Annotated in this window: 12 protein-coding genes; 9 read left to right on the plus strand and 3 right to left on the minus strand. The window is 39.2% G+C overall.

Annotated features, from left to right (window positions below; translation table 11 throughout):
- Positions 1–4: 4 nt before the first annotated feature.
- The gene (locus tag BLS33_RS01755) at positions 5–385 is read left to right on the plus strand and encodes a response regulator (RefSeq protein WP_089884673.1); all 381 of its coding nucleotides are present in this window, start codon (positions 5–7) and stop codon (positions 383–385) included.
- 99 nt (positions 386–484) lie between these two features.
- On the opposite strand, the gene ychF is transcribed toward BLS33_RS01755, so the two are convergent.
- The gene (ychF, locus tag BLS33_RS01760) at positions 485–1,579 is read right to left on the minus strand and encodes a redox-regulated ATPase YchF (RefSeq protein ID WP_089884675.1); all 1,095 of its coding nucleotides are present in this window, start codon (positions 1,577–1,579) and stop codon (positions 485–487) included.
- 440 nt (positions 1,580–2,019) lie between these two features.
- Here ychF and BLS33_RS01765 point away from each other — a divergent pair, with 440 nt between their 5' ends.
- A complete protein-coding gene (locus BLS33_RS01765; protein WP_089886149.1) occupies positions 2,020–4,698 on the plus strand; it encodes a TonB-dependent receptor in 2,679 nt (892 codons plus the stop codon).
- A 71-nt stretch (positions 4,699–4,769) separates the two neighbouring features.
- Here the strand turns inward: BLS33_RS01765 and BLS33_RS01770 are convergent, their stop codons facing one another.
- The gene (locus BLS33_RS01770; RefSeq protein ID WP_089884677.1) at positions 4,770–5,123 is read right to left on the minus strand and encodes a 4Fe-4S dicluster domain-containing protein; all 354 of its coding nucleotides are present in this window, start codon (positions 5,121–5,123) and stop codon (positions 4,770–4,772) included.
- Positions 5,124–5,236: 113 nt separating this feature from the next.
- Between BLS33_RS01770 and BLS33_RS01775 the strand changes: the two genes are divergently transcribed.
- From BLS33_RS01775 to BLS33_RS01810, 7 genes are all read left to right on the plus strand, one after another.
- Positions 5,237–6,298 carry an acyl-CoA reductase gene (locus tag BLS33_RS01775; protein ID WP_089884679.1) on the plus strand — a complete coding sequence of 354 codons (1,062 nt, stop codon included), beginning with the start codon at positions 5,237–5,239 and terminating at the stop codon, positions 6,296–6,298.
- Between the two features lie 74 nt (positions 6,299–6,372).
- A complete protein-coding gene (gene serC / locus BLS33_RS01780) occupies positions 6,373–7,437 on the plus strand; it encodes a 3-phosphoserine/phosphohydroxythreonine transaminase (RefSeq protein WP_089884681.1) in 1,065 nt (354 codons plus the stop codon).
- Positions 7,438–7,515: 78 nt separating this feature from the next.
- Positions 7,516–8,466 carry a D-2-hydroxyacid dehydrogenase gene (locus tag BLS33_RS01785; RefSeq protein ID WP_089884684.1) on the plus strand — a complete coding sequence of 317 codons (951 nt, stop codon included), beginning with the start codon at positions 7,516–7,518 and terminating at the stop codon, positions 8,464–8,466.
- Positions 8,467–8,547: 81 nt separating this feature from the next.
- On the plus strand, positions 8,548–9,180 hold the full coding sequence (locus BLS33_RS01790) for a DUF937 domain-containing protein (protein ID WP_089884685.1): 633 nt from the start codon (positions 8,548–8,550) through the stop codon (positions 9,178–9,180).
- Between the two features lie 151 nt (positions 9,181–9,331).
- On the plus strand, positions 9,332–9,793 hold the full coding sequence (locus BLS33_RS01795; RefSeq protein WP_089884687.1) for a DUF6146 family protein: 462 nt from the start codon (positions 9,332–9,334) through the stop codon (positions 9,791–9,793).
- Positions 9,794–9,826: 33 nt separating this feature from the next.
- Positions 9,827–10,129 carry a DUF6787 family protein gene (locus tag BLS33_RS01800; protein ID WP_089884689.1) on the plus strand — a complete coding sequence of 101 codons (303 nt, stop codon included), beginning with the start codon at positions 9,827–9,829 and terminating at the stop codon, positions 10,127–10,129.
- Between the two features lie 569 nt (positions 10,130–10,698).
- Entirely contained in the window at positions 10,699–12,957 is a 2,259-nt protein-coding gene (locus BLS33_RS01810; RefSeq protein WP_089884692.1) for a TonB-dependent receptor, read from the plus strand.
- Positions 12,958–13,047: 90 nt separating this feature from the next.
- On the opposite strand, the gene BLS33_RS01815 is transcribed toward BLS33_RS01810, so the two are convergent.
- Positions 13,048–13,533 (minus strand): monoheme cytochrome C, encoded by a 486-nt coding sequence (locus BLS33_RS01815; RefSeq protein WP_089884694.1) that lies wholly within the window; start codon positions 13,531–13,533, stop codon positions 13,048–13,050.
- Position 13,534: the final 1 nt, after the last annotated feature.

Genomic DNA, 13,534 nt, shown 5'->3' on the forward strand with positions numbered 1-13,534 from the left:
GACAATGCAATTAAAAGTTTTAATTATTGAAGACAATTTTATCATTCAAATGTTTCTGGAAAGTATTATAATCGATATGGGTCATGAAGTTGCCAATACGGTTGATAATAGTGAAGATGCCCTTGCATTTATAGAAGTCAGCAAACCAAATTTAATACTCTTAGACATAGGTATTTCCGGCGAAAGAGATGGTATTGAAACCTCCCAGATTATTTACGAAAGACATAAAATACCTGTCGTATTCATTACCGGTAATTCAGACGAATCTACATTGGAAAGGGCTAGGAGAACCAATCCTATTCATATCATTCATAAACCTATTGACGATTATAAGTTGAAATCTGAGTTCGAGATTATTTTCGAGAAGCTAATTATTGCTTCATAGCGTTTGTGAAAACCCATTTTCAGTAATTTGTTGCCAAGCGAAAATAAATTCTACCGACAATTGCCTAGGATAAATACCAGGCATAACTACTACTGGCGACTACACATTAAACCTAAAATGCATGACATCGCCGTCTTTAACGACGTAATCTTTACCTTCGACACGCATTTTTCCGGCCTCTTTTACCTTTGCCTCACTACCATATTCGGTATAATCGGCATACGAAATGACTTCAGCACGTATAAAGCCTTTTTCGAAATCGGTATGTATAACACCGGCCGCTTGAGGCGCAGTAGCACCTACCGGTATGGTCCAGGCTCGTACTTCTTTTACCCCTGCCGTGAAATAGGTTTCAAGATTCAATAACTTATAGGCACCGCGAATTAGTTTTGCTGAACCAGGTTCGGTCAGCCCCAAGTCTTCAAGAAACATTTGACGTTCTTCATAAGTTTCGAGCTCGGTAATATCGGCCTCAGTACCCACGGCCAAAACCACGACCTCCGCATTTTCGTCTGCCACGGCTGCTTTTACCTTTTCAACATAATCATTTCCCGATACAGCAGATTCTTCGTCCACATTACAAACATACATTACCGGTTTATCAGTGATAAACTGTAAGGGTTTAACAAATTCATTTCGAGCATCTTTCTCGACTTCGATTGCACGTACCGATATTCCTGCTTCTAATCCACCTTTTAATTTCAGGAGAACAGCTTCCTCTTTTTGCGCCTCTTTATTTCCTGTTTTGGCCGCCCTTTTTACTTTTTCAAGTTTCTTATCTACGGTTTCCAAATCTTTCAACTGCAACTCCATATCGATAGTTTCCTTATCACGAATAGGATCTACCGAGCCATCAACATGTACAATATTATCATTATCAAAGCAGCGGAGTACATGAAGAATTGCATCGGTTTCGCGAATATTGCCTAAAAACTGATTGCCTAGCCCCTCCCCTTTACTGGCTCCTTTTACCAATCCGGCGATATCAACTATCTCCACGGTTGCGGGCAAAACTCTTTCAGGAATCACTAACTCTTCAAGTTTCTCTAGCCTATGATCAGGCACATTAACTACACCTATGTTCGGCTCTATAGTGCAAAATGGGAAGTTGGCACTCTGTGCCTTAGCATTGGACAAACAATTAAAGAGTGTTGATTTGCCAACATTGGGCAACCCTACGATACCTGCTTTCATAATCAAAAGATGTATGAACCAAAAAGCGACAATAACTAAAGTGCTCTTGATTCGATTTTTTTAAACAGCTGCAAAGATAATAGGAAGAATGCAAAACTGCTTGGTAATTACAACATAATAAATAGGCCAGCAACAAATAAATAAAAGAAGAAAAACTGAAGGCTGCACAACCAGTTCTATTTCCAAACATTAGTGCTTCAATGATTAGAAATCATTGCAACTCATTGAAAAATGTAAAATTAGGACTATCAATTTAAAATTTTGATAAAACCTGCATTGATATTAAGAATTAAACTACACTTTTTATTTTTTCTGATAGTTACAGTTTAACTATTTTACTACTTATGCCCTAAGGCTTTTCAAACTTTTCAGACTGTTACCATTAATTAAACCACAAATAATGTTAATTTAGATTAACTAACATAAAACATTTTATGATTATGAGACAAACCCATGTATTAACTTTTATTCTGTTTTTCTGCATTTCCATCGGTTTTTCACAAAATACGATAACTGGTATTGTTAAAGATCAATCAGCTCAACCACTTATCGGGGTAAATATTGTGGAAAAAGGAACAACGAACGGTACTACTACAGATTTTGATGGTAATTATGAAATAACGGTTGCTGATGGAGCAACTTTAGTATTCAGCTATATCGGTTTTAATACCACAGAAGTAAATAGTTCTGGAAAAACAACTATTGATATTACACTATCGGCAGGCGTTCAACTCGATGAAGTTATGTTAGTGGGTTCTCGAAGCCCGAAACGGACCTCTACCGACACCGCGGTACCTGTTGATGTAATTGATGTCGCAGAGGTAGTTACACAAAGTGGTAAAATTGAGGTCAACGAACTTTTGCAATATGCCGCTCCCTCATTCAATGCGAACAAGCAATCTGGTTCAGATGGAGCCGATCATATAGATCCGGCCACACTCAGGGGACTCGGACCCGATCAGACATTGGTGTTGATCAATGGAAAAAGACGACATCAATCTTCACTTATCAATGTTTTCGGAACACGTGGTCGCGGCAATACAGGAACAGATTTAAATGCGATTCCAGCATCTTCCATAAAAAGAATAGAGATTTTACGTGATGGTGCCGCGGCACAATATGGCTCCGATGCTATCGCAGGGGTAATAAATATTGTTCTAAAGGATAATGTCGATAAGGTAAGCGGTTTTGTAAGTTACGGGGCTTACAGTACAAACGCACAAGGAGATTTCCCTGCAGGTACCGCCAACACTGACGGAAATCGCCTAGACACCGAAAAAGATGGTAATGCCATAGGCGATGACCAAAGTTTTGACGGGGGTTCAATAAAAGCTGGCGTAAACTTCGGAACGGCCATTGGTAAAGAAGGTGGATTCGTAAATGTTACTACCGAATATGTTAGTAAGAATAAGACGTTACGGCCTGGTTTTGATTTTAGAAGAGGATTTGGGGAAGCCGCAATTGATGGTTTCAATGTGATGGTCAACGCAGCAATACCGCTCACCGAAAATTCAGAATTTTATGCTTTCGGAGGTAGAAATTATAGAGATACCGATGCCTATGCCTTTACAAGAAACGGTGGCAATAGAGTGATTCCTTCAATTTATCCGAATGGATTTACACCTAGAATTACCTCGAATATTATTGACAATTCAGTTTCGGCCGGCTTTAGAACAACATTGGCAAACGACTGGAAATTGGATGTTAGCAATACGTACGGAAGAAACAATTTCCATTATTATATAAAAGGAACCTTGAATGCCTCTTTGGAAGATGCATCACCAACGGATTTTGATGCTGGTGGGCACACCTTAACGCAAAATACGGTCAACCTCGATTTTTCAAAATACTACGATGACGTTTTAGAAGGCATGAACTTGGCTTTCGGCGCAGAATATAGAACTGAAAACTTTGTGATCTTTGCGGGAGAAGAGGGTTCATGGGGCACTTACGACGTCAATGGTCTTCTAATTACCGACCCTGCCAATCAGACCCAACCTACCGAACCAGGTACGGGAGACGCAAGACCTGGCGGTTCACAAGGTTTCCCGGGTTACAGCCCATCTAACGTTGTAGACAGAAGTCGCAGTAACTTCTCATTGTATGCCGATGGTGAATTTGATCTTAGTGAAACCTTTCTATTGAGTACAGCGGCACGTTTTGAAAATTTTAGTGATTTTGGCAGTACGTTGAATGGAAAACTAGCCGCGAGATTCAAAGCTTCCGAAAATATAAATATAAGAGGTTCGGTGAGTACTGGTTTTAGAGCTCCTTCTTTAGCCCAAAAATATTATAATTTACGCTTCACCAACTTCGTAGGCGGTGCTGCCTTAGAGTCGCTGCTTTCTCCTAATAATAGTCCGGTTACCGCATCCTTTGGAATCGATCAGCTCAAGGAAGAAAAGGCGTTGAATGCCGGCCTTGGTTTCACAGCCACCTTCGGTGCTTTTAATGCCACTATAGACGGTTATTATATTCACGTACAAGACCGTATTGTTTTAACGGGTAATTTTGACACACCTCAAATTGATGGCGTAGAGGCCGCCCAATTTTTTGTAAATGGTGTTGATACGGAAACTACGGGTCTAGACATCGTTTTATCTTGGAAAAAGAACTTTGATGATGATAGCAGGCTTTCCGCCACCATAACGGGCAATCTAAACCATATGGAAATAACAGATGTCAATAATGGAAGCCTTGATGCCGAAACTTTTTTCGGAGAACGCGATAAGGCTTTCCTTCTAGCTTCTGCTCCCGAAAGCAAGTTGACTTTCAATGTTAATTATAGTAAAAACAAATTTGACGCCGGATTGGGTTTAACGCGCTTTAGCAGTGTTGATCTTTTAGACTATCAAATGTTGGAGCCCACATCGGACTATGCAAGTTTTGCAGATAAAATCAATCAAGCTACCGACCATTACAGTCCTAAATTAATTACCGATTTAGTATTAGGCTATCAATTATGTGAGGGGCTTAAATTAAATGTCGGTGTCAATAACTTATTTAACGAATATCCAAGTCAACAAGACGATTGGGTAGAAGGTGGTGGTTACTGGGATTCGTTACAAATGGGCTTTGGAGGAGCTTATTACTACGCAAGAATCGGGTTTACTTTTTAAATTAATGATATAAATTCATAAAAAAACCGGACGATTGTCCGGTTTTTTTATGTGATATATTTTTCTCAAGTTTATTCCTCGCCGTGCATAAAACGTTGCTTGGCCAAAAGTGTTTCTTCCGATTCCACATGATCATCATCAGGTATACAACAATCTACGGGGCAGACCGCGGCACATTGCGGCTCTTCATGAAAGCCCATACATTCGGTACACTTATCGGGTGATATATAATAAATTTCATCACTGATCGGCTCTTGAACCTCTTCGGCATTCACCGCTTTACCATCTGGCAGTACGACATCTCCCTCTAAAGAGGTTCCATCACTGTAACGCCATTCGTCGGCACCTTCATAAATCGCCGTGTTCGGGCATTCAGGTTCACAAGCTCCACAATTGATACATTCATCCGTAATTATAATTGCCATAATCTTATTTTATGCTGCCTCGATTCCATCGAGATCATTTCTATAATCTAATTTACCAAAGTATCCTTACTTTTGCACAAAGGTAAAACCTATATAAGTCCTTTACAAATATAATGGTACACATTCAACATAAGGTAAAAGCTTTTATTAAACTTGGAAGTTTTTTAAAGGAATATTGCGAATATTCTAAAAAACCTATAGATTTAGTAGGAATTAATGGTTCGAACTTAGCCCAATTCCATGAAAAAGTAACGTTAGCAACGCATAAGAACGGATGGTTCTCCCAAGAAAACATCAATTTTTCGTTACTACAATGGAGTGAATTGCTCACCGAAAACAATCTTGATGAATGGCTGGGGAATTACAATCTTGCGGCAAATAATTATAAAACGGTAGCCATAATAATGGCCGGAAATATACCCTTAGTGGGATTTCATGATTTTCTGTCGGTTATTTTAACAGGAAACAGTGCACTCATCAAACAATCATCAAATGACGATGTATTGCTTCCCTTTCTCGCTGACTATTTAATCCAAAGTGACCCCAGTTTTAAAGATAATATATTATTTACGGAAGGTAAATTGGAAAATTACGATGCTGTGATCGCTACGGGAAGCAACAACACCGCCCGATATTTTGAACATTATCTTGGGAAAAAGCCCAATATTATTAGAAAAAATAGAAATTCGATTGCGGTCTTGACAGGAAACGAGTCAACGGATGAACTTCATGCTTTAGGAGAAGATATCTTTCAATATTATGGGCTTGGATGCCGAAGTGTTTCTAAAATTTTTGTTCCTGTAGGATATAACTTCGACACTTTTTTTAAAGCGATATATTCGTATCACCCGATTATTCACCGAAATAAATATGCCAATAATTACGATTATAACAAGGCTGTCTATTTGATGAGCGAATTCAAGATTTTTGACAATGAGTTTCTTATTCTCAAGGAAGATGAAGGTTATGCCTCCCCTATTGCCACCTTGTTCTATGAGTTTTATTCCGATAAAACGGCACTTCTTGAAAAATTAAAACAAGACGAAGAAAAACTACAATGCGTGGTAAGTGATTGGCCAGAAATGAAAACCGTTGCCTTCGGATCAACACAAAAACCTAGTCTGGCCGACTATGCCGACGGTCTTGACACTGTTGATTTCCTGTTAAAAACATAATAGAATTAGTTATTTTTACGTGTTATGATTCCCTATAAAATCATGACCTTTACATCCTAAATTTCAAAATTATCATGAAGAAACATAATTTTAGTGCCGGTCCCTGTGTCTTACCTCAAGAAGTCTTGTTAAAAGCATCGGAGGCCGTTATGGATTTGAACGAGTCTGGGTTGTCCCTTATCGAAATCTCGCACAGGAGCAAAGATTTTATCGATGTTATGGAAAAGGCTAAAGCTTTGGCTTTAGAACTTTTGGGGCTTGAAGGCAAAGGCTATCAAGCATTATTTCTTCAAGGCGGTGCCAGCTTAGAGTTTTTAATGGTCGCCTATAATCTTCTGGAAAATAAAGCAGGGTACCTGAATACAGGTACTTGGAGCGAAAAATCTATTAAAGAAGCGAAGTTATTCGGCGAAGTAATTGAAGTAGGATCTTCGAAGGATGAGAATTTCAATTATATACCCAAGGGCTTTACAGTTCCTGAAGATATTGATTACTTGCATCTTACATCTAACAATACAATTTTTGGTACGCAGATTAAGAAATTCCCTAGCATCAAGGCTCCCTTGGTATGTGATATGAGCTCTGATATTTTTTCACGGCAGCTCGACTTTTCTCAATTCGATTTGATTTACGCGGGCGCTCAGAAGAATATGGGTCCTGCCGGAACAACTTTGGTCGTAGTCAAGGAAGATGTTTTGGGCAAGGTTTCACGCAAGATTCCCTCTATGCTCGATTATAAGGTACACATCAGTAAAGACAGTATGTTCAATACTCCACCTGTATTTGCTGTTTACGTTTCAATGCTGACCCTGGAATGGTTGAAAGATCTAGGAGGTATTTCGGCCATTGAAGAAATCAATAATAAAAAAGCCCAGTTGCTATATTCTGAAATTGATTTGAATCCCGCATTCAAAGGTTTTGCCAAAGTTGAAGATCGTTCGAACATGAACGCGACTTTTAATTTGACCGATGATAAACTGAAAGACACATTCGATGCCTTGTGGAAAGATGCTGGAATCAATGGGCTTAACGGCCATCGTTCTGTCGGAGGTTATCGCGCATCAATGTACAATGCACTTTCGCTTGAAAGTGTTGGTGTATTGGTAGATGTTATGAGTGAAATGGAACGAAAAGGATAATAGCGGCACTTGATCTATGGTGACTTATCTTTCAGATTTTCACCCTAGATTCCCGGCTGCAAAAAAGCAACGAGAAATATGAAAATTCTAGCAAATGACGGGGTATCACAAACCGGAATAACTGCATTGGAAAAAGCAGGCTTTGAAGTATTGACGACCACGGTGGCTCAAGAACAGCTTATCGATTTTATCAATACAAATGAAATTGTCGGATTATTGGTTCGAAGTGCGACCAAGGTCAGAAAAGACCTTATTGACAACTGCCCCAACCTGAAATTGATCGGGCGCGGTGGCGTGGGTATGGATAATATAGATGTTGAATACGCCAAAGAAAAAGGGCTTCATGTAATCAACACCCCTGCAGCCTCTTCAGAGTCGGTTGCAGAATTGGTTTTTGCACATCTCTTCGGGGGAGTTCGCTTTCTTTACGACGCCAACCGAAATATGCCTTTGGATGGAGATAGCAAATTCAAGCAGCTCAAAAAGTCATATGGCGCTGGTATGGAGCTAAGAGGTAAGACTTTAGGCGTTATCGGTTTTGGAAGAATAGGAAGAGCTACTGCCAAAGTAGCTTTAGGTGTAGGTATGAAGGTGGTATTTTTCGATCCTTTTATCGAGGAAGCATCGATTGACCTTAGCTTTTTTGATGGCCAGTCCGTTTCCTTTAATTTTAAGAGCATGAGTAAAGAAGATGTTCTGAAAACTTCTGATTTTATCACTTTGCATGTGCCCGCCCAGAAAGAATATGTCATCGGAAAGAAAGAATTTGAGTTGATGAAAAACGGTGTAGGTATTGTAAATGCAGCACGTGGTGGTGTTTTAGACGAGGTAGCTTTGATTGATGCGTTGGAAAGTGGAAAAATAGCTTTCGCAGGGCTCGATGTTTATGAATCGGAACCAAAGCCCGAAATCAAAATTTTGATGCACAGCAATATTTCTTTGACCCCACATATTGGTGCAGCTACCCTTGAAGCTCAAGATCGTATCGGTGCCGAATTGGCTTCCCAAATCATTAATTTACTCAAATAGAGGCCATTATTTTCTCAATTTGACCAGTATAGCGGTCTTTTTTGTACATTGGGAAGTAATTTATAAAACAAACACTACATCATGGCAGGATTATTAGATTTATTAAACAGCCCAATGGGCCAGCAACTCGTTAGCGGAGTGGCAAGTCAAACAGGGCAACCTGAAAACAAAACAGCAGACGTTTTGGGTATGGCAATGCCCCTCATTTTAGGAGCAATGAAAAAAAATGCTTCTTCACCAGAAGGGGCCCAAGGACTCATGAGTGCACTTTCAAGCAAACACAATGGCAGTATCTTAGATAACCTTGGAGGGTTGTTTGGTGGCGGTGTCGACCAATCTGTAATGGAAGATGGGGCCGGTATTCTGGGTCATGTTTTCGGCGACAAACAAGCTAATGTTACGAATGCATTGAGTCAAAAATCAGGAATGGATGCCGGTGCTATCGGTGATATATTAAAAATAGCAGCCCCCATTGTAATGGGTCTTTTAGGAAAACAAACGGCGCAAAGCAATGTGAACGATTCTAGTGGCATAACCAGCCTTTTGGGCAGTATGTTGGGGGGTCAACCGCAACAAAATCAGAGTTTAATAACTTCTTTGTTAGATGCTGATGGTGATGGCAGTATTTTAGACGACGTGGCCGGTATGGTTATGGGAAGTTCTAAAAAGAAAGGTGGTCTTGGCGGACTTCTTGGAGGTCTTTTCGGAAAATAGATAACCACTTTCAAAATTTTACCAAGTCGCTTGTAACACAAGCGGCTTTTTTTATTCCCATTGTTCAACAACAGTTGAACGTTGCAGCAATAGATAAGTTTGAGAGTTCTTTTTCGACTAATAATTAAAAAATGGCTAAATTTAGTATGCTATGAAAAAAATAATCTTAAAAACGGCAGGCTTAGTTCTTTTTATTGGTCTATTAACAATAAGTAGTTGCGGAAGCACCAAGGAAGCTTTGGCAATCTCCGATGTAGAGAAAAAAGCATTCGAACAAAAGAAAGGCGATACAATCGCAATTGCCAATGAAGAAGCTGAATATGAAATCATCATCATTGAACCAGGGTTCGATTTCTGGTTGAAAAGTGTTGCTAAACCCAAAAATTATTACTCACAATCCTATCTAGAGAACCGTAATCGAATTTATGTGACCAATTGGAATCAAAGGGTGCTTCAACCCCAACGTTACGGGGCTAATCTTTATGAACTCCAAATAGACTACGACCCGAATATCGACTATGGTTATGAGGTAAATTATAAACTGTACAACTACTTCATTTATTTTCAGAGAAAATACAACCAACGTCTGGGTCCTTTTTTCCCTCGAATTTAAGGCCTATATTTACGAACTCTTGTTAAGGTTTTTATGGATAAATTAAAAAAGCGCTGGGGTATTGACTCCAATTTTCAGATAGTCATAATTTTTGTGGTTTTTGCAATTACAGGCTCTATTGCCACCAAACTTGCTGCCCCCGTAACCGAATTTATAGGGTTGAACAGAGAAACTACTTCATCTTGGTTGTATTGGTCGGCACGAATACTATTGATATTTCCCATATACCAAGTTTCATTGGTTTTTTTCGGTTGGCTTTTTGGTCAATTCCAGTTTTTCTGGAATTTTGAGAAAAAAATGTTGAATCGTATCGGATTAGGATTTCTATTTAAATAAATTATATTTTCTTTAACATTCAGGTTCGTTTGTAGACCAATAATATCTTATTAGATTTGCTCCGAAATGCATTCCTTAAATAAAAGCATACTATACTCCTTTGTTTCTATTGCTTTGATGGTGTCGATTCTGGCCCCATCGGTCATAAAACTTGAGCATGCGTTATTCGAACATTTTGAGGAAAAATGTACTAACCCAGGCACCGTTCACTTACACAAGGTCGAACTTGACTGCGATTTTCATAAATATCAGCTTTCCTCCCAATTTTACGCACCACTTTTTGCACATACTTTCTATACAGCAATTTCTGTAAAGAAAAAAGAAGGTAATTATTATTCATATATAAGTCAATATACCAAGCTCCACTTCGCCCTTAGGGCACCTCCTACTGCATAACTAATTATTTTTAGAAATCATTCGTCCAATCGTTGATATGGGTGCTCCAATGATTTCAATTATTGTCAATAATCGAATCAATTCTGCAAAAGCGAAATTCACCCTTTTTCTATGGGATTTAAAGATTAGGGAACGAATCAATTTTATGCAGTACTCAAAATTTATACATTGTTATGCAAAAATCATTTTTTGTCTTGCTTGCGGTCATCTCCTTTTTAGGGGCCCAAGCTCAAAGTTCATTATCCGGAACAATTAGTAATGCCGAAGACAACACGGTGATGCCCTATGTTGAAATATATTTTCCAAAACTTGAAAAAGGGGGTGTTACAGACTTAGCTGGAAAGTTTCAAATAAACAATTTACCATCAGGCGAGTATAAAATCATTATTTCGTATATCGGCTTTGAGACCTATTCAAAAACACTTCAAATTCTTGATGGACCGAACCAATTGAGTGTAATACTTACCCCAAGTGCCATCGAAATGGAAGAAGTTATCGTTTCAACACCCTTTCATCAATTACAGCGTGAAAATGTCATGAAAGTAGAAAGGGCCGATATTGCGAACCTAAAGACCAAGGGGGCAATTACCCTTGCCGATGGACTCAGCACTATAGCCGGCGTGTCTACTGTTTCCACAGGTGTCGGCATAGGAAAACCGGTAATTAGGGGCCTGAGCAGTAATCGCGTTTTGATTTATACCCAAGGGGTTCGCCTTGAAAACCAACAGTTTGGTGATGAACATGGGCTAGGTGTAAATGATGCGGGCATTGAGAGTGTCGAAGTGATAAAAGGTCCTGCCTCGCTGCTCTATGGCTCCGATGCACTTGGTGGCGTGCTCTATCTCAATCCTGAGAAATTCGCTGTGGCCAATGAAACTTCAGGTGACGTTGGTCTCGATTATTTTAGTAATACGGAAGGATTTCGTGCGAATGCGGGATTCAAATCATCTGGCAATAAATTGAAATTTCTGGTAAGAGGAAGTACCACATCACACGTCGACTACAAAGCTGGTAATGGATTACGAACGACAAATTCAAGATTTCGTGAAAATGACTTAAAAACAGGTATCGGATATCAAGCTACTTCATTTAAAACCGAAGTTCGTTATAACTATACCGAATCGACATTGGGAATTCCGGAAACTATTGGTGAACAAACAAAACGCAGGTCTCCTGAAATGCCCTATCAAAAACTAAACAATCATATTCTAAGTTCAAAAACCAAACTGTTCTTTGAAAAGTCAAGTTTAGAGGCGACGTTCGGCTATATTTTCAACGACCGAAAAGAATTTGAAGAACACGAGCATGAAGATGAACATGAAGGCGAAGACCATTTAGATGAGGAAGGTGCAGCCCTTGCGATGGATTTGAAGACCTTTAATTACAACGTACAATATCACCTGCCTAATTGGAAAAATTTAGAGACCATCGTCGGTGTGCAGGGAATGCACCAAACCAACGAGAATTTTGGGGAGGAAATACTAATACCTAACGCAACTACGAACGATTTTGGAGTGCTTGCCACCTCCCATTTGCATTTTAAAAATGATAGTGACTTACAATTTGGTTTGCGTTATGATCTACGGTCTATTGTCGGGGAAGCCCACGGAATTGATGGAGAAGATGGATATATTGCCGACGTGAGCAGAGATTTTAATAGTTTTAATGTTGCTGCGGGTTATAAATTGCTTTTAAATAAAAGCATTATTGGAAGACTAAATCTGGCCTCGGGATTTAGGGCCCCAAACTTGGCAGAACTTACCTCTAACGGATCGCACGAAGGAACCAATCGATACGAAATCGGAAATTCTGAATTGAACAACGAACAGAACGTTCAGACGGATCTTAGTTTTGAATACAAAGGGAAGCATATAGAACTATTCGCCAACGGGTTCTACAACACCATCAACGATTATATCTTCATTGAACCGAATGGGGAATTCATCGACGGAAATGCTGTTTTTTTATACCAACAACAAGATGCGAATCTCTATGGTTATGAACTTGGTTTCCATTTGCATCCGCATCCACTAGATTGGTTACATATAGAAAGTAGTTTGGAGAGCGTAACCGGTAAATTGAGTAACAATGAATATTTACCCCTAATACCTGCTAACAATCTCACAAACACCCTTAGGGTTGAATTTAGCGACCAAAGTTCTTCGCTACAGAGCTATTACGCTTTCGTAACTCTGAACTCTGTTTTTGCTCAGCATAAAGCCAATACTTTTGAAACCGAATCAGATGGGTACAATTTGTTGAACTTCGGATTAGGCGGAAGTCTTTTCGTAGGGAAACAGCAGATAGATCTGCGCATAAGTGGTAATAATATATTGGACAAAACTTATATTTCCCATTTATCAAGACTAAAAACCGATGGAATCGCCAATATTGGGCGCAATGTAAATTTAGGCATAAGCATTCCGTTATAGGTAAAACGACGGGAAGCAAAATCAAGTTTGATTTTGCTTCCCGTCATTATCTTTTTCCTGATTTTGAATGCACAAAACTATAGAAAGCCATCAATCTTTCAATTCATACCATTCGACATTGGCAAGTGTTTCCCTTCTCCCCTTTTTACTTGGTGGATAGTTGGTTACCAAGTAATTGACAATAATGTCTTCGTTCGGACCAAGATCCCATAAATTCTGCGTTTCCTGCATCCATCGAATCGCTGCCAACCATCGTTCTTTGTTCATTCGATTTTGAATGACCAATTTGGCCGAATGGCAGTTTGTACAGTTATTAACCACTGTCATTAACCCTTCAGCCTCTACGAAACCTGTACGAACATGTATCCCATTTTCAATTTTATCAAAATCATCTTCCTCTTTAGGAACATCGACTATTTCTGTATCCGGCTTTTCTGAATTGAAAAAAGATAAATTGGGATCTGCCATAAAATAAATCCCTATAACTCCAATTATCAAAAAAACAGCGGAAACTATGATTAAAATCCTTTGGGAACCAAACTTTAAATGTTCCTTCTTATTCTTACTATCTCCCATA

The sequence above is a fragment of the Kriegella aquimaris genome (assembly GCF_900103215.1).
Taxonomy (GTDB): domain Bacteria; phylum Bacteroidota; class Bacteroidia; order Flavobacteriales; family Flavobacteriaceae; genus Kriegella; species Kriegella aquimaris.